Consider the following 23,426-nt stretch of genomic DNA (forward strand, 5'->3'; position numbering starts at 1 on the left):
ACTGTGCAGGACCCGCCCATATTTTTGGGGTTTACAAATTTATTCTCAGCTCTTTAATGGATAGCTGCACAAAAAAGGCTTTATGGTATATAGATCCGGCAATGATTGCCAGGGTATTATTCCACTGTCAATATAGCTGTTGCTACCGGCAGTGATCCGCTTCGGGCGGTGATGGTTATTTTTCCTTTTTTGTTTGTGGATTGTACAACCGCCAGGCATTTTCCCTGCCAGGCTTCCATACTATTCCCCTTTAACGGCGAGTGACTTTTCTGATCGCCGTTCCCTACCGCTACCAGCTTACCTGCCCCGCTTACTTCGAACGTTATCGTATTGCCGGCAAAAGGTGTGGGTATGCCGCCGGCATCGAGCATTTGCACGGCTACATAACTCAGGTCCTGCCGGTTCGCCTTCAATACTTTCCTGTCGGGCGACAGTTTTATTACAGCCGGCTCACCAGCGGTTTGAACAGCAAAAGCAACCTTTTTTCCATCCGCTGTTTTTCCTATGGCTTCCAGTTTGCCCGGTTCATAAGGCACTTCCCAAAAAAGAAAGGCTTCCTTTTTGATATCCCATTTACGCATTCCCAATGATTTGCCATTTAATTTCAGCTCCACTTCGGGAACGTTGGTATATACATGCACAGCCAGCGTATCGCCCGTCTTTTTATGATTCCAGTGAGCTTGTACCTTTGGCCAGCTCCAGAATGAGCAAAGATCCTTATCACGTGCCGTGGTATCGGTTTGTACGGCAAGGTGCACCATGGGTTCGTTGTTCCAAAGGGCTTTCCTGAACCAGTACGCCGGTTTGGGAAAACCGCACATATCTATCAGGCCGCAGTCGGCGCCCCGCCAGGGCCAGGTTGGCCATTTTTCCCAGAACTTACAACCGGTTCCTACATCGCCAATACCCGCTTCGCCGATGTAATCGAACCCCGTCCAGAGGAATTCACCGGCTACATAATCTTTAAGCTGTCCCTCGAGCCACTGTTCATAGGATCGCAACTGCCAGCAGTTACCGGGGTGGTAAGGATAGATCACCGTTTCGGAACCAAAGATCACGCGGTTGGGATATTGTTCATGATCCGCTTTATAGTATGCCTCCTGATAGTTATAACCCACCAGATCGAGTAATTCACCCATTCCGTAAGCATTCACATTGAGGATTTCGTTACATGCCGCCGTAAACGGACGCGTAGTATCATGTTTACGGGCGGCATCGATAAGCATTTTTGTGATCTTCAATGCATTCTCTTTGTTGTATTGTTCCCGCACTTCGTTGCCAATGCTCCAGGCAATAACGGAAGGATGGTTGCGGTCGCGCCTGATCCAGTTGGCAACGTCCAATTCATACCATTGATTAAAGTGTGCCGCATAACCGGCCGGGGTTTTTCCGTCCATCCATTCATCAAAGATCTCGTCAATTACCAAAAAACCAAGGCTGTCGGCAAATGCCAGCAATTCGGGTGATGGCGGGTTGTGGCTCATGCGGAGCGCATTACACCCCATGCTTTGTAAGATCTTTAAACGACGTTTATATGTTCCATCCAATACTGCGGCGCCCAGCGGCCCCCCGTCGTGATGATTGTTCACGCCTTTCAGTTTCACCTGTTTTCCATTTAAGAAAAATCCTTTAGCAGCATCAAAACGAAAGGTCCTTATACCAAAAGGAGAAACATATTTATCCGTAACAGCACCGCCCGATCGTACCTCTACCTGCAACCGATATAAGCCGGGCTGCTCCGTTGACCATAATGCCGGCCGGGCAATGCCGATATCCTGATCGATCTTTTGCTCCTGGCCGGGTTTTATCTCTGCCTTCGTTTCCGCCCGGCCAGCTTCCTTGCCGTGTGCATCTGTGAACGTTGTTATTACAGTGCACGATTTACTTATGTTATTATCATTACGCAATTCTATTGAGATCTCCACGCCGGCCCCTTCTTTATCTGCCTTAACCGTGCGCGCAAAAACACCCCATTGATTTATATGTAGTTTGTTTTTCGCAATCAGCCATACGTGCCGGTAAATACCCGAACCGGTATACCATCGCGAATTGGGCTGGCCGGTTGTATTTACTTTTACCGCAATAATATTCTCCTCCCCTGCCGGTTTCAGCTGCGCAGTAAGATCATAATAAAAAGAAGAATAGCCATAAGGCCGGGTACCCAGGTAGTGTCCGTTGATCCATACTTCACTGTTGCGGTAAACGCCATCGAACAGGATGGAAACGTTTTTCCCCGAAAAGCCAGGTTCGGTTTTAAAGTGTTTACGGTACCAGCCAATACCACTAAAGGTATAACCGCCGCCTGCACCGGTAGCACTGGCAGAATCGAAAGGATGTTCTATACTGAAATCATGCGGCACATCGAGCAGGCGCCATTTCGAATCATCGAATTCAGGCCGCTCGGCCCCGGGCCGGTCGTTCAACGCAAACCACCAGTCGAAATCGAATGGAATGCCGGTATTATTGATCTCCTGCGCAACAAGTGTACACCCAAGCAGGGTATGTATGATCAGTGAAATGATTTGTTTCATGGTTTACTGTTATTGATCATTTCCATTTGGGAGTAATGCGCTCCATTCGCCATTCAAACCCGTTACATTCCTCGATTGGAGATTTACCATTGCGGGTTGCGCATCAACGGCATCTATGGTAATAAAAATGAATAAAAAAGCAAACGCCCATTCTGCCGGCTTTTTTTTACGTTTATTCATTTGGTAAGCTTAGCTATAGTATTACTTAACAAGAATTTTTACCTTTTGAAAAATATTGCGGGATGAGTTACCTAACTGCAGTATGTATTCGCCGGCTTCGGTATTCCAGGCTTTTTTCGATTCGTCATAAAAAGCCAGGTCAGCTACTTTTACCTGTAATGTTACCGTTTTTGTTTCGCCGGGTTTCAGGAAGATCTTTTCAAAAGCCTTCAGTTCTTTTTCAGGGCGCAATACGGTACAAACGGGATCGCTTGCATATAGTTGTACTACCTCTGCGCCGTAAACGCTGCCCGTATTCCTGACGGTGAATTTTACGCTAATAACGTCATTCTTTCCATAAACCGTTTTACCGGCAGCCATTTTACCGATGGAAAAATGAGTGTACGAAAGTCCGTGGCCAAAGGGGAACTGCGGCTGAATTTTCTTTGTATCGAACCAGCGGTATCCTACCAGTATATCTTCTTCATAATGCACTTTCAGGTTGCTGCCGGGAAAATTGCCCAACGCATGCGCAGGCGATTGCGATAAGGTCACCGGCAGTGTGAACGGTAGTTTGCCCGAGGGGTTTACTTTGCCACTCAGTACATCAACAACGGCATTTCCTGCTTCCATACCACCGAACCACGACCATAAAACAGCCGGTACGCGCTGGGTAATACCGGCCAGTTCAACCGGAGATCCTGCAATTATTACCACAACCGTCTTCGGGTTTGCCTTTGCAACTTCCCTTATCAGTATCTCCTGTCCGTAAGGCAGATTCATGTTCTGCTTATCTGAGGACTCGGTATCATAATCGTGGTTCAACCCGCCGAAGATCACCGCCACATCCGACTCCCGGGCTATGGCAACCGCTTCATCGATCAGTTTCCAGTTTACGTTACCGGCGGCCGCCTGCCCGGCATTATTACCTTCATTGAACGTAGATTGTTTTTCATACCCGGGCGCATAGTTTATTTTCACCTTGCTGCCGAATTTCTGTTGCATGGCATCGAGCGGAGTGATCTCGTACAGGGTTTTTACTTCAGAACTGAGCCCGCCGCTGCAATGTTTGCGCGTGGCATTATCGCCAATAACTGCAATGGATCTTAACTTATCAAATTGCAATGGCAGCAGCTTTTCGTTATTTTGTAACAATACCGCCGCTTCAGCAGCGGAATGATAAGCAGCCTGCTGGTGATCACGGGTATTCATTTTTCCCTTTTCCCGCTGATGTGCATCGATCATTTTTGTATTGAACATTACGCGCAATACGTTACCAACCTTTTCGTCTACCACCGATAAGGGCACTTTTCCTTCTTCTACCGCTTTTACCAGAGGATTGGCAAAATACCATTGATCGTAATCTTTCAGATCGGTGCCCATTTCCAGGTCAAGCCCCGTTAATGCCGCTTTCACTGTGGTGTGTGCGGCCGACCAATCGGTCATCAGCACGCCTTTGAAACCAAATTCTTTCCGCAGTATCTGCCTGTTCAGATAGTCATTTTCCGAGCACCACTCGCCCCTGAACCTGTTGTAAGCCGCCATAACGGTATAAGCGCCGCCTTCCATTACCGCGGCCCTGAAAGCCGGCAAATAGATCTCCCGCAAAGCCCGTTCACTCATCGTTACGTCAACCGAATCACGGTGCTGCTCCTGGTTATTGGCCAGCCAGTGCTTTACGCTGGCTGCCACATTTTTCGACTGCAACGCTTTTATATACGCAACCGCCATTTTCGACACCAGCAAAGGGTCTTCGCTCATATATTCGAAGTTTCTGCCGCAGAGGGGCGAACGAATAATGTTGACGCCGGGGCCCAACAACACATCCTTTTTACGAAAAAGCGCTTCCTCCCCCAATACCAGCCCCTGCCTGTACGCCAGCTCAGGATTCCAGGTGGCGGCAAGCGCTGTACCGGGCGGAAAACAGGTTGCAGAATCATTGGTCCAGCCGGCATACGCCCAGTCATGCCTGTTAACCTCGGCACGCACGCCATGCGGCCCGTCGCTGGTTGCCCATTCAGGAATGCCTAATCTTTTAACACCTGAAACATTAAACTTCGAATTCGCGTGCAGCAGGCTCACCTTTTCCTGTATGGTCATCTGACCAATGAGCGCCTGGATCCTTTTCTCCGTAGCCTCGCCGGCCTTTGCCTGTTCCTGGGCATACGAAGTACAAACCATCGATAATAAAACCGTCGAAAAAAATGCTTTCATTGCTCTGTTCATATTTTTTTTTGCAACACCTGTTTTAATTGTACATCAAAAAGACGGGCGCTATGGAAACAGACCCGCATACTGTGTTAGTTAACACTTTATAGAAACAACCAAAAAACTACTGATAAGCTTTACATGTATTGACTGGGAGTAGAAATCATAAAAACCATGGCAGACCGGCCGGCAATAATGGCTCTTCATACAGCAATACAATGGTTCATCAATGCTGTAAAACTATCAATGAAGCGGCTGCAACAGGGGATGCCAATGTTGCACAATGGGGTACCAAATGTTACAGGGAACTGGTTTTCACCTATATTGTAACAGGGAGGGAGTATGCACTTTTATTTCTTCCTGCTGGCAACATACTGCGAGGGCGTAACATTAAACTCCTCCTTAAAGAATTTTGTAAAGTGTTTCGGGTTATTGAATCCTACCTCATACGCAACCTCGGCTATCGTCATGCCGCTTTTTTCAAGTAACCGGGCAGCCCTTTTCATCCTGATCGACCTGATGAACTCCAGGGGCGACCTGCCGGTGAGCGATTGCACTTTTCTATACAGCGTAACGCGGTTCATATGCATTTCGCGGCTGAGGTCTTCCACCGAGAATGCAGGGTTATCGAGTTGTTTCTCTACTATCTCCAACGCCTGCTGCAGGAATTTTTCATCAACGGAGGTCACTGTTATTTCCGATGGGTTTACCTCTATTTGTTTCTGGAACCTTTTCTGCAGTAATTTTTGCTGAGCCAGCAGGTTCCTGATGCGTGAGGCAAGGATCTCAAAAGTAAAAGGTTTGGTAATGTAATCATTCACCCCCGCCTGCAACCCTTCCAGTTGCTTCTCCTCGCTACCCATGGCCGTAAGTAAAATCACCGGGATATGGGCGGTAAGGGTTTCACTTTTTATTTTTTTCGCCAGTTCCACCCCGTCCATCAAAGGCATCATAATGTCGCTTACTACCAGGTCAGGATTAAGCTGTTTTATTTTTTCCCAACCTTCTTTTCCGTTCACCGCTTCTTCTACATGATATAATCCTTTCAGGTTGTCTTTTAAATAAAAACGAAGGTCTTCATTGTCTTCAACTACTATGATCGTTTTTCGCTTTCCGTGCTTCTGGTTTTCTTCCGTTATATCCTGTTCAGCTTCCTGTATTTGTACCTGGCTGATAGTGGTGCGAACGGCCGGTTCGTTTATTTTTTTTGCCGGCAGCAGAACGGTAAAACAGGAGCCTTTATCCGGTTCGCTTTTAACTGTTATGATACCGTTGTGAAGGTTTACAAACTCTTTCGTTATGGCGAGGCCAATACCCGTTCCCTGGTTCACCATACTTTCAGGAACATTGGTTTGAAAGAACCGCTCGAAGATCTTTTCATGCTGGTCTGCAGGAATACCAATACCGGTGTCTTTCACTTCAATGGCGAGAGCGCCTTCGCCTTCATTGTTTACAGGCGGATTGTATATGAGCCCGATGCTTACCACTCCGTTATTGTGCGTGTATTTAAAAGCATTCGATAACAGGTTGAATAATATCTTTTCGATCTTGTCCCTGTCGAAATAGATCTCAAGACTATCGATATTCGACGAGAATGAAAATTGAATTTCCTTTTTCTCTGCAATATCCATAAAAGAATGGCTTATATCTTTGCTGAACCGCACTATATCGCCAATAGAAGAATGCAGCTTTACTTCCTGAACCTCCATTTTTCTGAAATCGAGCAGCTGGTTTACCAGGTTCAGCAACCGTTTTGCATTCCGCTGAACGAGGTTCAACTGCTTTTTCTGTTCATCATCTGCGGTTTGTTTAATGATCCTGTCTAACGGAGCAATGATAAGGCTTAACGGCGTGCGAAATTCATGGCTCACATTTGTAAAGAACTTTGTTTTTAACTGCTCCATGGCATGGGCCCTTTCCGCTTCCCTGCGTTGTTGGGCTACTTCATAACGCATATGGATCCGCTCTAAAGTTATGCGCCGGATGAGTAAAAATAAACCAGCCGCAATGAAAAAGTATATAATATACGCAACCGATGTTCGCCAGAACGGCGGCTCGATATTGATCTGTAAACTTTTTACATCGCTCCAGGCGCCATCCCTGCTTAAAACTTTTACTTTAAAAGTATAATTGCCGGGCGCCAGATTGGTGTACGTAGCCCGCCGCTGGCCATCATCGGCATATAACCAGTCTTTATTGAAGCCTTCCATCATATAGGCATACTTAGCCAGGGAGCCGGGCGCAAAATCGAGCGATGCGAATTCAATGGAGAAAACATTTTCTTTATACTTCAGGTCAATGCCCTGTACCTGTGATATAGTCTGTTTCAACAGAACGCGGTCATTGACCAGTTGGCCCGGTTCTATTTTATTATTCAACAATTGCAAACCCGTAAAGAGTATCCTGGGACGATACGCAGATTGATGTATAGCAGCAGGCTCAATGATATTAAATCCGGAAGGCCCGCCGAAGATCAGTTCACCGGCCCTTGTTTTAAGGGCGGCATTCTCATTGAATTCCCGGTTTTGCAGGTTATTGCTTTCATCATAACCAATGATCGAAAAACTTAGGGCGTTATCTTTTTCGGCGGGAATGGCGTTGTATAAACCGCTGGGCGTAGAAAACCAGAATGTGCCATGGTTATCTTCCAGGAAATCCAGGATCATATAGGGGGGCAGGCCATCTGATGTACTGAATACCCGGAATTTTTTTGTTTGCTCATTGAACAGGTTCAGGCCTTCGCGGGTAACTACCCAAATTCGCCCCCTGCTGTCTTCTAAAAAAGAGAAAATGTTATTATTACTTAAACCGCATTTACCGTCGTTTTGCTGATAAAATACAGGGGCGCTCTTATCCTTTTCAAATACAACAATCCCCGACGCTGTGCCCACCCATAAACTTCCCTTCCTGTCCTGAAAAATGGCAGAAATATAATTCAGGCTTTCCGGGCCGCCTTTTATGTTATAATGTTTGAACCGGTTACTTTCCCTGTCGAAGAGATCCAATCCGCCGCCAAGCGTGCCTACCCATAAATTCCGTTCACGGTCTTCATATATTTCCCACACTTTATCATCGGTCAGGCTCGAAGGATCATTAACGTTATGCCGGTAATGCGTGAATTTCTTCCCGTCAAAACTATTGAGCCCGCCAAAATAGGTTCCGATCCAGAGTATATTGTTATGGTCGATACACAGGCTTACTATTACATTATTACTAAGGCTGTTTGAATTACGCGGATCGTGGAGGTATTGTTTGAATGTATTGTTTTTCCTGTTGAAACAGATCAGCCCCCCGCCGTTTGTCCCGATCCAGATATTTCCCTGTCCGTCTTCCACAAACCGGTTCACATCATCATACTGAAGGCTGCCGGGTTTCGATGCCTGTTGATGATAGTGCGGAAAATGCATAATGTTGCCATTATAATAATTTACGCCCTGCTTGTAAGTTCCCAGCCAGATAATTCCGTTATCATCCTTTAGCACCGAGGTAATGCTGTTCTGGCTAAGTGTTTGCGGTTCTTTGGGATCGTTGAGCAGATAAGTGGTGCGAAAATTATTTTTTTTGTCAATCATCGCAACACCACCGTGGTCGGTACATACCCAGATCAATCCATTGTTATCCTGAATGACCTCACTTACCAGGTTGCTGCTTAAAGCCGATGGAAAAGATTTTTCGTTGAACTGCCTGATGGAATTGCTTTGCGGATGAAAAAACATAACGCCGAAAGCAAAATTCCATAACCAGACGTCTCCGCCGCTATCAACGAAAAGCTTATGAAACGTGTTGGTTTTAATCAATGCCTGCAGCGCCGTACTGGAGAAAACAACTTTGTTTTTGGTTATATCATACTGTTGCAACAAACCGTTTTGATATACCACCCACAACATACCATCTTTTGTTTCCTGAACCGAAGTAATTTTTTCGGCAGCATTGAATTTGAAACCCGGCCTGAATGCTTTTACCTTTTTTTCTTCGGATGAATAAAGGTACAGATCAAGATCTTCGTATATGAACCAGTATCTTCCTTTATTTCCTTTTACAATGTCAATGATATTGCCGGAAGGTAAACCGAGTGTTTGAAGATAATCATAATACCGGGCCTCGAATTTTTCCGTTTGTGAATTATAGATACAGGGACCGCTCCTGGTTGCCACCCACATTTTTTTTCCCGGCAATTCGCGCAATTGAATGACACTATTATCCAACAGGGAAGTGCTGTCGTTAAATTTCTTATTATATACCTTGAAAGAATTACCATCATAACGGTTGAGGCCAGACATGGTGCCGAACCACAAAAAGCCATCGGTGTCTTTATAAATGGCATTAACCTGGTTATGGGATAACCCGTTATGGATATCGAGTTTTGAAAAATTATAATGCTCACTTTGAGCCAAAACAATAAAAGGCGGCAACAGCAATACAATCGAAATAAGAAAACGCATCTATACAAATTTAGCTACAAGGATTTTGCGTCGTCAGGCGCCAATCCTTTCCATATACCGGCAAAATCGCGTATCAAGTTAACAAAATAGGGTGGATCAAATGCCCTTTTTGTAATGATAATTATAGCGCTGCCGTATCTTTTTTCTTAAAGAATATTCATTCGTTTTTTTAAATGATCGACTGGGGACCTGTGGATGAATACAATACTTAACATGCTGTTGCTAATATGCATTTGGCGTTAACCGGGAATGCTTTGGAAGCATTCCCGGAACCGCCGTATGATTATCATTTAACAATGAGCTTCTTAGTAAAACTAAATGTGCTCCAGTTTATTCTTACAATGTAGTGTCCTGTCTTAAGCCGTGCATCTATCTCAATCCTGTTATTGCCGCGGGCGTTCTTTTTGTAAAGCATTCGTCCCTGGATGTCATAAATGCTGATGACCGCATTTTCGGAGGCTTCGGGAAGAAGGATCGAAAACCTTCCCTTACTCGCAGGATTCGGATACAGGCCAATAATCTGCCCGCCCGTATTGGCCTCCGGTGTTATCCTGGCGCCCGTTGAACCGCCTGCACCGGAAATGAACGGCGAAAGATAGCTACCGGCAATCACCTGTTGTGAAATGCCGGGGCCCTGCCAGGCTACAGCTATATTATCACCGCCGCCAGCTTCCTTATGGAGAACTTCAATATAGTATTTTTGTCCGGCCGTAAGGTTAATGGCAGCGGACTGCTGCGTGGCGTACTTATTCCATTCCCGTGAATTGGTCCACCCGTTTACATAAGCTATCCTTACGCTATTGGCCGGGTTGTCGCTGGTGCTGAGGTATAATTCTGTATTGTCATCGCCCGCAACCCAGAAAGTATAGCTTCCGCTAACGGCAGGATGGATATATCCCCGGATCCTGGTCCCATAGTTTTCCGCCCAGTTCGTGGGGCCTTCCAGGCTCTGGATCTGTTGTGTACCCGACGGGTTGTTTGGATAATTGGTGTCAGAGGTAAGGCTGCTAATTGCAGTTCTGCTGATTCCTGTCCAGTATTCTCTAAGTATAGAACCGGTTACGGTTAAGTTAAAGGTTTGTGTACTCTGGCATCCGCCGCTATTGGTGTAAGTGGCCACATAGTTACCGGCCTGGTTCATTTGAATGTTTGAAATGCCTGCTTCACGCGTTGCGGCACTAAAATTACCAGGTCCGCTCCAGCTCCACGATCCGCCCGTTACGGGCTGCGGGCCAAACAGCACGCTGCCGCCAGCAGTTACAGTAGCATTGGCTGTCTGCTGCCAGGTTCCGCCATTAATCTGTAGGTATGGGGTGACAGATGTAGGCGTACAGGCCGCAGGCTCCCAGTAAATAACACCTCTTCCTCCTCCGGCGCTCATATATACCCTTCCGGCAACGTTCATGTCCCCGATCAGCAATGGCGCGCCTGCAAATTCATGGGCATCGTCATTTAACCTTAGCCATGTAACCCCCTGATCTGTTGACCTGAAAAGCCCCGTAACACCCGACACGGTTCCCCAGATGAAAATTGTAGGATAGCCGGCTCCCGGCATCGCTTTTCCCACGCCAACCGTTTTGCAATATGTTACATTGGGAACAGTGGTATAAGCCACGCCGGCGTTGGTAGAATATTTTAATCCATTGCGGCCAAGCGGTACCCACACATGCCCTTCAAAACCAGGCACTGTACGAATGAGGACCGGTTCCCACGGATGGTTTGCTGTTGAGGCGCCCGGCGTGCCTGCCACGGAAAAACTGACTCCCTTGTTGGTGCTTCTGTACAGCTGGCCGGTAAATGGATGGAAGATGTAGAAATAATTCGAATTTACCTGATCAGCTGCCGGTACAGCGTCTCCGAGCGACACACCCGAACAGGCAGACCAGCTTCCTCCATTGTTGGTGGTGTAATAGGTTGTGGAAGAACCTGCAGGGCAATGCAGTATAGTGCCTCCGTCGGCGCTTACGGCTACCCTTCCCGCTGCGCCCATATTATTTGAGGCGGCCGTCCATGTAGCACCCATGTTGGTGGAATAGTAGACAACGTTTCCTTCATTGGCAATTCTAACTACTTTGTTTGGGTTGGCAGCAGCGTAAGCAATGCTATGGTTATTATACCCGCCCGGCGGAGAAAGTTTTTGCGATGGATAAGAGGTCAGCGGCTCATGCACGAAACCCGATACATCGCCGAAAGAGGAAATAAACGGGCCGCCGGGAATGCTTGTGCCGTCAAGCAACGCTGTTTCTTCAATTCCAACCACATCGTATTTCCAGGAAGTATTTGTAGCGGTGATATCTGAACAGGTATAAATACCGCCTCCGCCGATTACCCGCACTTTTGAAAGATTATCCTGGTCAAACTCGATACAGTCCATCCAGTTGATAGCGCCCCCGGCAGACCATCCCATGCCATTAGCATCATAGGTAGAATTGGGGCCGATCTTAAGGGTCCAGGTCGACCCTCCGTCCGTTGTGAGAAAAATGAAGTCGCCCCAGCCGGTGCCAAACTGGTTGTTCCAATACATACCGCAGGTAGAAACTATTACTCTGTTAACATTGGTGGGGTCTATACTTACGCCGCCGTATGAATAATCCTTCGAATGAACGGGGGTAACGTTCGTCCAGGCCCCGGTAGCAGTATTTAACTTATATAACTTTCCATCTCCATTCAGTGCCGGACCTTCACCATCTGCGTAGGTAACATACATGGTAGTTCCCTGCAATGCTGCCCGGTGCGGCATGAAGGCGGTGGTGGCGGTAATATCGGTAAAGGTTGCGCCCCCGTCTGTGCTGCGGTATATATTACCTGCGCCGGTACGGGAAACACCAATGTAAATGGTTTGACTCACTCCGTTTACCACACTGCCCGAAGGATCAAAAACAACAAAACATATTCCGTTACCATTAGCCGTGGCCGTTACCCCGTTCCAGGCAAGGTTCCAGGTAACGCCGGCATCTGTACTTTTCCAAAGCCCGTTTTCTCTGGTTCCGCAGAACAGGATGCTGCTGTTGTTGGGATCTACCGCAAGCCGTTCCCCGTTACCGCGCCCGCTCCCGTTTCCATGGGTTTTAAATTTGGCGGTAACATCTGCATAGGTGAACGTATTGCCTTTGTCGGTAGATTTCAGGATAGCGGTTCTTCCGTTGTTGATATAGGAGGTGCCGCAAAGCATATACACATTATTGGCATTCTGCGGGTCAAGGGCCATTGCATCAACGCCAATAAAGCCGTTTTCCGACTCATTAAGCCAATCGAGCAACTGAATCCATTTATTGTTTGCGGCATCCCAGCGGTAAGCACCGCCTACATCGGTACGGCAGTACCTGTCGCCCGATGTTTTGTGAGTAATGATCCCTGTTACAAATCCGCCACCGCCAATAGGTGCGTTCTTCCAGGTATAACCTGAAGTCTGGCCCTGTACCTGCAAAGCAGGAAACAAATTGATCACAAGAAATAAATACAGTAAGGCTCGTGGTTTTATGCCGGCCTTTAGGTACACTTTGGCCGGCACGAAACCGGGTAGATAAAAATGCAGCATAATCGTTAGGTTTTATGGCATAAATCTACCCCCATGTTCTATGCAACAGGGTTCTCCAATGTTACATAATATGGCCCAAAATGTTTCATCGTTCTCTGCAAACCTGCTTTTTAGTACACTGGTTCAGGAAAAAAGGTGCCATGAAGATTTCTCAAAGATCTTTAAAAGGGTAACAGGCATTACACCGAACAAATACCGGCAACAGCATCAGTCGGTTCATCCTTTCTAATTAATCTTAAATACAAGAGCATAGGTAAGCGCAGGCCTGTTTTCGGGCAGGGTAATTTCCAGTGCTTCATTATTTCTTTGAAAACGCAAATCACCGGCGCCTGTCATTTCCACTTTGGTTATTGCACCAGGCCGCAGTGCATTTCCTTCAGAAAGGCTTTTGATCTTAACTTTTCCATCTTCGGGCCAGCCGAATACGATCGCATATAACGTATCGCCCTTAACTGTAAAACGCATATCGGCCGCGCCGAAAGGTTTACCCTTGCCTTCGTTGAACCCGGGGCCCGATAATTGAGCCGTTTCAGTGGTAGCAGGCCCTTCGCCATATACCTTCCAGGGTCTTGTATCGAAGATACATTCCGCATTCAATTTCATCCAGTCCGCAATTTCTTCGAGGACGGCTTTTTCCTGGTCATCGATGGTGCCATTTCCTTTTACCGGAATGTTCAACAGCAGGTTCCCGTTCTTGCTAACTACATCGGCCAGGGTATGTATCACCGTTTTGGCCGATTTGTACGATCTGTTATCATACACTCTTTTATCGTAGTGCCACCCGCCGATACAGGTATCTGTTTGCCAGGTGAAAGGCTCTATTACATTACTTTGCCCGCGTTCAATATCCCACACCATGCATTTGCGCTGCATTTCATCGAGGATCTTTCCATTCAGCACCGCGTTGAGCTTGCCTTTATTACGTTTAATGCTCTGGTTATAATGATGGGCGGCGATGCGAAGGCCCACATCGTTGACCGTGTGGAACGGCAGTACCGTATCGTCGAAGTAGATGAGCTCGGGCTCATATTTATCTATCAGCTCAATGGTTCTTTTCAGGAACTTTTCGCAGTACGCTTTTGACGGAATTGACGCGCCGCCGCCCCAGTTCCACTGGCTGTGGATAACGCCATTGTCGTTAGAGCTTTTGCTGAGCGGGTGGTTTTGAGCATACAGTTCCTGCGGATCTAACCCCTCCCACCAGGCGCCTTTTCCGTCCTGTTTTGTCAACTTACCATCGTAGGGAATTCCTGCCATGGGCCCATTCTTATCTGCTCTTTGCGCCACCTCGAACCAGGTCCACGCATGTGCTGCATGCACGCTAACGCCAAAGGGTAACCCCAGTTTTCTGGCCGCTTTGGCCCAGCCCCCAATGATATCTTTTTTGGGTCCTACTTTCACCGAGTTCCATGACTGGTACGTTGAATTCCACAGGTCGAGGTTATCGTGGTGATTGGCCATGGCAAAAAAATACTTTGCACCTACCCGCTTGTACAAGGAAACCAGTTCTTCAGGATTCCACTGTTCGGCTTTCCATTGATGGATCACATCTTTGAAACCAAATTTAGAAGGATGGCCATATTGCTGAAGGTGGAACTTGTAATGATCGCTTCCTTCTTCATACATGCCGCGGGCATACCAGTCGCCATGTTCGGGTTCACATTGCGGTCCCCAGTGCGCCCATAAGCCAAATTTTGCGTTCCGGTACCATTCGGGCACTGTATATTGCTGCAGCGATTCCCATGAGGGTTGAAAAGGACCTTTTGCAACCGGGTCAAAATTTTCGAAGAAAGATGCGCCGGCCTGTTTCGACAAAAGATAGGCAGGCAGTGACAAACCCAGTTGCCTGATCAATGTTCGCCTATTCATTATTGTTTGTTTTATTTGGGTGTAACTCGAATATTTTTTTCATAACCAGCCATTTCTCGCCTTCCCCGGCCCAGGGAAGCGGTTGCTGGAACTTCCACATCAGTTGTTCCCATTCCTGCACTTTCCGGTTGTTTGCATCCAGGGCTTTTTTTGTTTCAAAAGAAAAATGCGCTTCCGTTTCCATGATCATAAACAACCGGTTGCCGGTGCGGTATATTTCCATATTGGCAATGCCGGCGGCTATTATGCTTTTCTTTATTTCGGGCCAGCCGTTTTCCGCCCGGTGCCAATGTTCATACTCAGCTATGAGCGCCGGATCATCCTTTAGATCCAGCGCGAGGGTGTATCGTTTCATGGTTATACTACTAACGATGTTTTAGATGATGAATAAGACCAGGATCATATACAAATGGCCAGGAGAATAAAAATGACAAAGAAAGGCGATGGCAGTAAGATAGTTTGCTCATTATTCATATGGCTCAAATGTAAATGTAAATAGCAACCTGTACATCGTTATCCAGGCGCCAGCAGGCATAGAACAAATTTAACCGCAGTATTCCTGATACAATAGAATGAATAAGACTTTGTTTTATACAAATCCGACTTTTTTAGGGCATCGGGGCAGGAAACGGTGTCATGAAGCAAACACGTGAAACAACTTTTTCGCCCCAGGGTTCATTGTTTAACCGTGTAGTATCGCAATACTCCCTATCCCTTTCTTTTGGTGGCATAATTTTTAAAATAATACTTATACATTTTTTCATTTAAAACTTACATTATGCCAGGAAAGAACAGAACGATAGGCGGCCGGGGGCTTGAACAGGGCGGCCCAAATTTGGGTAATGATATCAGCCGCGATATCAGCCGTGAGGTACAGTCTGATGACACTCCTGCTGAAGTAGTAAGAGACAAGAATAAAAAGGCGGAGAAAGCAAAAACGAAAGGTGAGCAGAAAAATCCTCAACAACAGCAGGAAAATGAAGACGAAATAGGACAATAAGCGTGCTTTTTGTGTCAGGTACTGCATTCAGGAAATTAACATAAAATTGGTAGCATTAAACTGGCTGCCAGGCGGCCAGTTTATTTTTGGTTGTAAGGAGAACTATTTAAAATTTCTCGCTTCCCCAAACAGATTACCGGTAACCGGTTTTTCATCGCCGCGGGTCAGTGTTGATAAAGCGGCCTGCTCTTTTTGTGTAGCGGTTAAACGCTTCAGCAGTTTTGAATAGTTATAACACGCAGCTACAACCACATGAATCACCTCCCCTTCAATTTGCAGTTTGCCTTCAACCATTATAAGCCGTGACTGCAGGATTTCCTTCCGGTAAAGATCGAACAGGTTTTGAAACACCACCAGGTTGGCCCAGCCGGTTTCATCTTCGATGGTCATAAAACATACGCCGCTTGCTGTGCCGGGCCGCTGCCGTACCAAAATTAGTCCCGATACTTTAACCAGGTCACCGTCTTTCAGGCCTGACAGTTCTTTTATGGGCGTAATATGTAACTGATCGAGTTTCTCCCTGATAAAACTTACGGGATGCGCCTTCAATGAAAGCGATAGCGAAGCATAGTCCTGCACCACATGTTCCGATTCGGTCATTTCGGGCAACTGAACCTTTTCATCTTTTGCTTCAGCAGGCTGCTGACCTTTGAACAACTCAATGGAAGTATCTTTTGTTGAAACCTCCCATAATGCCTGCCGCCGGTTGAGCCCTACACTACGGAAAGCATCGGCATCTGCCAGTTTTTCAAGGCACGTTTCTGGCAGCTGCAGCGCACGAATAGCATCGATGGAAGAAAAGGCGTTTAAACGATGGGCCACCAGTTTTGCAATGTCTTCTTCTTTTACTCCCTTCACCTGTCTGAAACCAAGCCGCAGTGCGCAGAACTTACCTGCTTTTTCTTCCAGCGTATTATCCCAGCAGGAATAATTGACATCCACCGGCCTTACCTCCACGCCATGATTTTTTGCATCAATAACGATCTGGGCGGGCTGATAAAAGCCCATAGGCATACTGTTCAGTAATGCACCTGCAAACACATCGGGATAAAAACACTTTAACCAACTGCTAACGTAAACCAATAACGCAAAACTGGCTGCATGGCTTTCAGGAAACCCATAACTACCAAAACCTTCCAGTTGTTTGAATACCCTTAGCGCAAATTCTGCGTTATACCCTCTTGCCGTCATCCCTGTGATCAGCTTTTCCCTGAATTTGGCTACCATGCCTTTCGCCTTGAATGTTGCCATGCTCCTTCGAAGCTCATCGGCTTCGGCCGGCGTAAAGCCTGCCGCTACAATAGCTATTTTCATGGCCTGTTCCTGAAATAAAGGAACACCCAATGTGCGGCCGAGGATCTCTTCCAGTTCTTTGGAAGGGTATTCCACCGGTTCTTCCCCATTCCTCCGCCTTAAATAAGGATGCACCATGTCGCCCTGGATGGGGCCCGGCCTTACGATGGCCACTTCAATTACCAGGTCGTAAAACGTCTTTGGCCGCAAACGCGGTAACATGCTTTGCTGCGCCCGGCTTTCTATTTGAAAAACACCTATTGTATCGGCATGGGAGATCATTTCATACACCGCAGGATCGTCCTGGGGTATATTGGCAAGCGTAAGGTCAAGATCGTAATGTTGTTTTGCCAGGTCGAATGCTTTGCGAATACAGGTTAACATGCCCAATGCCAGCACATCCACTTTCATGAACCCGAGGGCATCGATATCATCTTTATTCCATTCAATACAGGTGCGGTTATCCATTCTTGCGTTCAATACCGGCACCAGGTCGGTGAGTTTTCCGCGGGTGATCACAAAGCCACCGGTATGTTGCCCCAACTGCCGCGGAAAGCCCATGAATGCATTCGTTAGTTCGAGCACTTTTTGTAAATGCGCATCACCGGGGTCAAGTCCCTGCTGCCTGATCGTTTGCTCTTCTATTCGTTCAGCAATTGAATCCCAGATGGCGCCTGATAACCTGTTGATGGTATCAACAGAAATGCCCATGGCTTTAGCCACATCGCGCAACGCCCCTTTCTGATGCTGCTGGGTAACGGTAGCAACGATGGCCGCGCGGTGGCGCCCATATTTTTCATACACATATTGAATTACCTCTTCGCGCCGCTCGTGTTCGAAATCAACGTCGATATCGGGCGGTTCATTACGGGCCGAACTGATAAAGCGTTCGAACAGGAGATCGAATTTAGCAGGGTTTACACTGGTGATACCCAAACAGTAACAAACGGTAGAATTAGCCGCCGAACCGCGCCCCTGGCACAGGATGGCTTTCGACCGGGCAAAGCGCACTATGTCATACACCGTAAGAAAATAAGAGGCATAGTTCATTTGTTCAATGAACGCCAGTTCGTATTTTATTGCCGCTGATGTTTTTTCAGGAATATTGTCACCGAACCGCTCATGCGCCCCCTGCCATGCAAGCATGGTCAGTTCTTCCTGCGGGCTGCGGCCTCCGGTAGTAATTTCTTCGGGATATTCATACTTCAGGGAATCGAGGTTAAACTGGCAGGCATCGGCTATGAGCTGTGAATTTGCAATGGTGGCAGGATACTGCCTGAACAACCGCTCCATTTCCGATGGTGGTTTCAAAAATCTTTCAGCATTGGCATATAACCGGAAGCCCGCATTATTTATTGTGCATTTTTCGCGTATACAGGTTACGATATCCTGCAGCTCGCGGCGGTCAGGTTCATGATAATGCACGTCATTGGTGGCAACGAGCGGAATATGGAAGTCGTTCGACAATTGCGCGAGCCTGTAAATATATTTTGCATCGTATGCATAATAGCGCCGGGTAACGGCTATGTAAAGCTGCTTTAATGCCGTTCTGTATTCTTTTAAGTTTTCTATAAACGCATCATCGAACTCCCACCGTTCATTCAACTGACCGGGCGGCAATACGATAAATAACATTCCCGCTGCATGTTCAAACACATCTTTTTTATATAAATGGCACTCCCCTTTTTCTGCGCGTAAATTCCCTTTCGACAATAACCGGCAGAGGTTTGAATAAGCTGCATTATCTGTTGGGTATGCAAGTAAAGGGGCGCCATCGAGCAGGTTGAGCCGGCAACCAACGATCAGCCTGATGCCGGCTTTTTTTGCAGCCACATGGGCACGCACCATTCCAGCCAGGGTATTGTGATCTGTGACCGCTATAGCCTTATAACCCAGCCCGGCGGCATATTCGATCAGCTCTTCGGGATGACTTGCTCCGCGGAGAAAACTAAAATTGCTGGTTACCTGTAATTCAATATATCCCATACCTCATTTCTTTTTTTCAGGCAAAAAAACCATGCAGATACCAGCCATAGGTTTTTGCCGCATCATAATGCCCCGAACGGAACAACCAGAACCGCTGCCCGTGCTCATCTTCTACACTGTAATAATCGCGGTGTTGTCCCTGCTGCAGCCACCATTCCTGTTCAATACGTTCCGGCCCATCGGCCCTTACGATTTTATGCAGTTTACCTTTGTAACGGAAAAGCAACGGCGGATAATCAGGAACAGGCGCGGTTACTTCTATCGCCTGCGGTGCTGCCAGTAAATGTAAAGGCCGGGGATGATCCGTTCTCCAGTTGGTTGTTGGTTGCTCCTGCAATGAGATCACCTGTTTGAAACTGCGTTCAGGCCAGTAATGTTCATCGGGCAAATACCGGTGAAAGCACTTACTGCCAAAGCGCATAGTAAACCGGTCCAATAATTCTGATAAACCGGTATCATTCAAACCACCCTGTTGTTCCCATAATCTTTCCTGCCCGTGCCCGTGGTCTTCGATTTTCAATGCTTCAAGAATGAATAACTCGATGCCCAAAGCCGGTTCAATGGCTGATAATTTATTTTCAAATAATTTGAATATGTGCTGTGTATTCCGCGAGGGGCGGTTGGTGCCTATTTCTACCTGTATGGTTATATCATCAACCCGGTGACATTGTAACCGGGCACACCTGAGCCCTTTTTGTTCTTTTTCGAGCCGGTGACATAATTTCTTCAATAGCTCTTCGAGGGCAATTTCAATCCCCGTTAAAGTAACAATGGGTTCAAGGCAGGGTAAACGTTCCTGGTAAGGCGTTACGGGCACTACGGGCTGCATAAACTCAGGTTCATTACCGAGGGCCTGATCGAGTTTCAGTAAAAATGCCTGTCCGAACCGCCGCCGTAAGGCAGATCGCGGTATGCTTATGAAATCGCTTACCTGGTGAAGTCCTAATTTATAAAGGCGCTCTACCAGTTCCTGCTCAATACGAAGGGAAGCAGGTGGTAATTCAGCCAGCTCATTTAATTGCTTATTGTGTTCTATCACCGGCGATCTTTTTCCATACCGCGCAATGGCCCAGGCCGCACCAATGGTGTCGGCCATTCCCACCCTTACCTGGTAGCCCCGCTCCTGCAACCGTTTAATGATGGCTGTTAAATAGTCAACATCTCCGCCCCATAAATGCGCGCAGCCTGAGGCGTCGAATAGCAATGCATCAGTGCCATCGATGGCCACACAGGGCGTAAACCTGATACACCATTCCGCTAATTTTTGCAATAGTTTTTTACTTAGCTCAGGAATGGGATCAACAACATGAAGTGAGGGAATGATAACGCGGGCATCGGCCAGTACCATTCCTTTTTTAATTCCCTGCTCTTCCGCCAACCGGTTTACGGCGGTGATGATCAACCGGCCATGCCCGGGGGTGGCAATAACAAATGGAATTTGCCCAAGCGCCGGCTGCCGTTGAACAAACCAGTCTGTTTCGAGGTGATGAAACCAAATGGATACAAAACGTTTGTTCATGTTAACCTGTTTTTCTGTGAAGCTCTCTTATGGCAACAGGTTCCTGACCGGTAGCAACAAATTGCCCGTTCATGAGGGCTACTTTCCAGATACCAGGTCTTCCGTTCCTTACCTTCAACAACTCAACCTTCCAGCATGGGAAACCAACGCCCGGTAATTCACCGGGTATAATGCCGGGTTGTGAAGTTATTTTCCACCGGGTAAGGCAGGCATTCGTTGTGTAGCGTTCTTTTTTATTGAAAAGAAAACCTGTAACCTGGCTTTGCTCCACGGCCAGTTGAAAACGCCTGCTGGCCATAAAGTTTATATCAGCCATTTCGCCAACTACCGCAGCCAGGCCATGAAGTTTCAACGCTTCATCCACTGCCCAGGCAACTTCTTTTTGATTTTTAAGATCGATGAAAACAACCCTATGCGGGTCGATACCATAATGTTTCAATGCAGGCGGGAAAATTGTGCGGCAATCGCTGATCCACAGTACTACGCCATGATCGCCCATGAGGTTTGAAATAACGGGCGCAATAAAACCAGTGGCGGCTGCCTGGTTAACCATCCCGGCGCTCACCAGTTCATGTACGGCGCCTACGGGGAACCTGCCCTCAGGGAAAGCTTCATTGATGGGGCCCAGGTCAATATGCATGGGTATTTTGCCCAATGCAGCCCGGTATCCCTGTAATTCAAGGATCTCATTTTCAAGCTTTTTTATAATATCCGACTTTTGGTTGGGCATGTGTTGGCGGATTTTAAGGAAATCTCTAATACAAAAATACTAATTAATTTAGTAATAAATGCTAATAAAAGTGGCTGTGGTGAGCGGCGTTTTTTTCCTTAATATGGCAGTTATCTCATATGCCTTAAGGGTCAGACTTTTATTAACCAAAAGCCCTGTTTACCGGTAACATGTTCAGTGCGGCTTAGCATAATTTTTTTATATAGCATCATAAAGCTCCATAACATGAATATTAGTTCGGGTGTGAAAGGTGTTCCCTTAGTATATGTATCGGGCATTGTTCTATTGATCATAGTCTGTTTTTCTTCCTGTTCTCCTTCCAAACGCGGGTTGTTTGCGAAAAAGACGCCGCATGAATTATACGAAAAGCAATTGACCGATGCCGGTTTAAATACAACGGTGCTGGGAGCTTCATGGATCAGTGCGGCGCAAAAAGCGTTACAACAACCAGCCCCCGTTCAATTACCGTATAGGGAAACAGGTTATTTTGCCGCTGAGCGGCCATCTGCTTTCGGTTATGAATTTCAGGTACGAAGAGGAGAAAAAATTTCCGTCACGGTAAAACAGGACACACTTATTTCACTGCTGGTCTTTACCGACCTCTGGCGCAGGCAGGAAAATGGAGCGGCCGATATGGTAAGGGCGGCAGATAGTGTAAACCAGCCCATCACCTTCGAAGCGAACAAAGATGGTTCCTATATTCTTCGTGTACAGCCCGAATTACTGCAAAGCGGTGCATTCACTGTAATGATATCTACAGGCCCCTCCCTCGCCTTTCCGGTGGCGCCAGCTGAAAAGGCAACCGTAGGCAGTTTCTGGGGCGCCAGCCGCGACAGAGGCGCCCGCAAACATGAAGGCATTGATATATTTGGAAAACGCGGCATGCCGGTAGTGGCGGCGGCTGATGGTCGAATATCAGGTGTGCGTGAAGGCGGTATAGGGGGTAAAGTAGTTTTTCTTCACCCTGCAGGCAAGAACTATACGCTGTACTACGCGCATCTTGACTCGCAAACCGTTCGTGAGGGGCAACCGGTAAAAGAAGGAGAGGTTGTTGGTTTAATGGGTAATACCGGGAATGCAAAATCTACCGCGCCCCACCTTCATTTCGGAATATATACAGCCGGTGGCGCCATAGATCCGTTGCCTTTTGTAAAACCTGCGACTACTGAGCCCCCGGCCATAACCGTTCCTTTTGCCGTTCCGGGTAAATTCCTTCGCAGCACAAAAGTAACTGAAGTAGTTAACGCTTTGCAGGGTGATAAGGCAGCCCAAAAAATAAAAGCCAATACTCCGTTACGAGTGATCGGGGCAACTTCGGGATGGTATAGAGTTGAATTGCCGGAGGGAGGAACAGGGCTGGTAGCAGGCCGCGATGTAACCAGGGCCAACCAACCGGTGGGCTCACACCGGGTACCGTCTGAACAGTTATTGCTTGACGCTCCGGCCGACCCGTCGACCGCAAAAAGTTCTATTCAGGAGGGAACAACGATCGATGTGTATGGAGCATCAGGAAGCTATCTGTTTGTTGAATACAAAGGATTGAACGGATGGGTACGGAAACTGTAGGAATATAATGAACAATTCAAAAGAAACATTCTTATGAATTGCCTGGCTAATTATAGGATGTTCGTACCAGACTCAATACAGGCGTTTTGGCGTGATTGATGATCCGCTGAGAGAAAGGGCCAATAAAAAATGGATTACTGGGCAGGTCCAATCCCTGCGAAATAACTACCAGATCGGCATTTATAGCTTTAGATCTTTGCAATACGTATTCGGCAATATCGTTGCTTTTGCCATTGCTTAAAGCTATATCGAACTTCTCTTTGTTATATTGCTTTTTGGCCTCCTGAACTGTTTTTGATAAAATTGAAATGGTATTCTTAAGTTCTCCCGGCACTACGCCTAACAGCTGAAGCATACACTTTTGGGTATTGTGCCTGGTAAGTTCACAAATAACATCGAACAGTTTTGAAGAAAACAGCGTCGGTCTTACGGGGAACAGGATCTTGCGAAACTCACTCCACTTATTTTGTTCAGGGATCAATAAAACCGGGCAGGCCGCTCTTTTGATGGTGTAGTAAGCGTTTGAGCCGATAAAGAAATCCCTGTACCCCATGTCTCCGTGCGAGCCCATTATAACCAGGTCTA

Annotated in this window: 13 protein-coding genes; 2 read left to right on the forward strand and 11 right to left on the reverse strand. The window is 47.0% G+C overall.

Translation table 11 applies throughout. The features are described 5' to 3' along the window. Nucleotides 1-116 precede the first annotated feature (116 nt). The 7 genes from A4R26_RS21230 to A4R26_RS21255 form a co-directional block, all read right to left on the reverse strand. Nucleotides 117-2,531 carry a glycoside hydrolase family 2 TIM barrel-domain containing protein gene (locus A4R26_RS21230; protein WP_081168126.1) on the reverse strand — a complete coding sequence of 805 codons (2,415 nt, stop codon included), beginning with the start codon at nt 2,529-2,531 and terminating at the stop codon, nt 117-119. 9 nt (nt 2,532-2,540) lie between these two features. Further along, nucleotides 2,541-2,711 carry a hypothetical protein gene (locus tag A4R26_RS35085; RefSeq protein ID WP_165760361.1) on the reverse strand — a complete coding sequence of 57 codons (171 nt, stop codon included), beginning with the start codon at nt 2,709-2,711 and terminating at the stop codon, nt 2,541-2,543. Between the two features lie 21 nt (nt 2,712-2,732). Then, a complete protein-coding gene (locus A4R26_RS21235; RefSeq protein ID WP_081168129.1) occupies nt 2,733-4,904 on the reverse strand; it encodes a glycoside hydrolase family 3 C-terminal domain-containing protein in 2,172 nt (723 codons plus the stop codon). Nucleotides 4,905-5,248: 344 nt separating this feature from the next. After that, entirely contained in the window at nt 5,249-9,340 is a 4,092-nt protein-coding gene (locus A4R26_RS21240) for a two-component regulator propeller domain-containing protein (RefSeq protein WP_081168132.1), read from the reverse strand. A gap of 286 nt (nt 9,341-9,626) precedes the next feature. Further along, nucleotides 9,627-12,878 (reverse strand): T9SS type A sorting domain-containing protein, encoded by a 3,252-nt coding sequence (locus A4R26_RS21245; protein WP_081168135.1) that lies wholly within the window; start codon nt 12,876-12,878, stop codon nt 9,627-9,629. A 225-nt stretch (nt 12,879-13,103) separates the two neighbouring features. Continuing rightward, a complete protein-coding gene (locus A4R26_RS21250) occupies nt 13,104-14,747 on the reverse strand; it encodes an alpha-L-fucosidase (RefSeq protein ID WP_081168139.1) in 1,644 nt (547 codons plus the stop codon). Continuing rightward, entirely contained in the window at nt 14,740-15,102 is a 363-nt protein-coding gene (locus A4R26_RS21255; RefSeq protein ID WP_081168143.1) for an L-rhamnose mutarotase, read from the reverse strand. The genes A4R26_RS21250 and A4R26_RS21255 overlap by 8 nt, the downstream gene beginning before the upstream one ends. A gap of 423 nt (nt 15,103-15,525) precedes the next feature. On the opposite strand from A4R26_RS21255, the gene A4R26_RS21260 reads away from it, so the two are divergent. Further along, nucleotides 15,526-15,747 carry a hypothetical protein gene (locus A4R26_RS21260; RefSeq protein WP_081168145.1) on the forward strand — a complete coding sequence of 74 codons (222 nt, stop codon included), beginning with the start codon at nt 15,526-15,528 and terminating at the stop codon, nt 15,745-15,747. A gap of 102 nt (nt 15,748-15,849) precedes the next feature. Here the strand turns inward: A4R26_RS21260 and A4R26_RS21265 are convergent, their stop codons facing one another. From A4R26_RS21265 to A4R26_RS21275, 3 genes are read right to left on the reverse strand one after another with little or no spacing between them, the layout of a single operon-like run. Further along, nucleotides 15,850-19,026 carry an error-prone DNA polymerase gene (locus tag A4R26_RS21265; RefSeq protein WP_081168148.1) on the reverse strand — a complete coding sequence of 1,059 codons (3,177 nt, stop codon included), beginning with the start codon at nt 19,024-19,026 and terminating at the stop codon, nt 15,850-15,852. 16 nt (nt 19,027-19,042) lie between these two features. After that, complete coding sequence (locus tag A4R26_RS21270; protein ID WP_081168152.1) at nt 19,043-20,545, reverse strand: Y-family DNA polymerase; 1,503 nt, start codon at nt 20,543-20,545, stop codon at nt 19,043-19,045. Nucleotide 20,546: 1 nt separating this feature from the next. Next, the gene (locus A4R26_RS21275) at nt 20,547-21,275 is read right to left on the reverse strand and encodes an ImuA family protein (protein ID WP_081168155.1); all 729 of its coding nucleotides are present in this window, start codon (nt 21,273-21,275) and stop codon (nt 20,547-20,549) included. 225 nt (nt 21,276-21,500) lie between these two features. On the opposite strand from A4R26_RS21275, the gene A4R26_RS21280 reads away from it, so the two are divergent. Beyond that, complete coding sequence (locus A4R26_RS21280) at nt 21,501-22,841, forward strand: peptidoglycan DD-metalloendopeptidase family protein (RefSeq protein WP_081168159.1); 1,341 nt, start codon at nt 21,501-21,503, stop codon at nt 22,839-22,841. Between the two features lie 46 nt (nt 22,842-22,887). Here A4R26_RS21280 and A4R26_RS21285 read toward each other — a convergent pair. Further along, nucleotides 22,888-23,426, reverse strand: a 539-nt coding sequence (locus A4R26_RS21285) for a universal stress protein (protein WP_165760362.1), incomplete at its 5' end; no start/stop codon positions are given.

The organism is Niastella populi, from assembly GCF_002078015.1.
GTDB lineage: Bacteria > Bacteroidota > Bacteroidia > Chitinophagales > Chitinophagaceae > Niastella > Niastella populi.

Excerpts from the sequence above, each read along its gene's own strand:
- A4R26_RS21245 (WP_081168135.1), bottom strand. The coding sequence starts at position 12,878 with ATGCTGCATTTTTATCTACCCGGTTTCGTGCCGGCCAAAGTGTACCTA.
- A4R26_RS21260 (WP_081168145.1), top strand. The coding sequence starts at position 15,526 with ATGCCAGGAAAGAACAGAACGATAGGCGGCCGGGGGCTTGAACAGGGC.
- A4R26_RS21275 (WP_081168155.1), bottom strand. The coding sequence starts at position 21,275 with ATGCCCAACCAAAAGTCGGATATTATAAAAAAGCTTGAAAATGAGATC.
- A4R26_RS21240 (WP_081168132.1), bottom strand. The coding sequence starts at position 9,340 with ATGCGTTTTCTTATTTCGATTGTATTGCTGTTGCCGCCTTTTATTGTT.
- A4R26_RS21265 (WP_081168148.1), bottom strand. The coding sequence starts at position 19,026 with ATGGGATATATTGAATTACAGGTAACCAGCAATTTTAGTTTTCTCCGC.
- A4R26_RS21280 (WP_081168159.1), top strand. The coding sequence starts at position 21,501 with ATGAATATTAGTTCGGGTGTGAAAGGTGTTCCCTTAGTATATGTATCG.
- A4R26_RS35085 (WP_165760361.1), bottom strand. The coding sequence starts at position 2,711 with ATGAATAAACGTAAAAAAAAGCCGGCAGAATGGGCGTTTGCTTTTTTA.
- A4R26_RS21270 (WP_081168152.1), bottom strand. The coding sequence starts at position 20,545 with ATGAACAAACGTTTTGTATCCATTTGGTTTCATCACCTCGAAACAGAC.
- A4R26_RS21230 (WP_081168126.1), bottom strand. The coding sequence starts at position 2,531 with ATGAAACAAATCATTTCACTGATCATACATACCCTGCTTGGGTGTACA.
- A4R26_RS21255 (WP_081168143.1), bottom strand. The coding sequence starts at position 15,102 with ATGAAACGATACACCCTCGCGCTGGATCTAAAGGATGATCCGGCGCTC.
- A4R26_RS21250 (WP_081168139.1), bottom strand. The coding sequence starts at position 14,747 with ATGAATAGGCGAACATTGATCAGGCAACTGGGTTTGTCACTGCCTGCC.
- A4R26_RS21235 (WP_081168129.1), bottom strand. The coding sequence starts at position 4,904 with ATGAAAGCATTTTTTTCGACGGTTTTATTATCGATGGTTTGTACTTCG.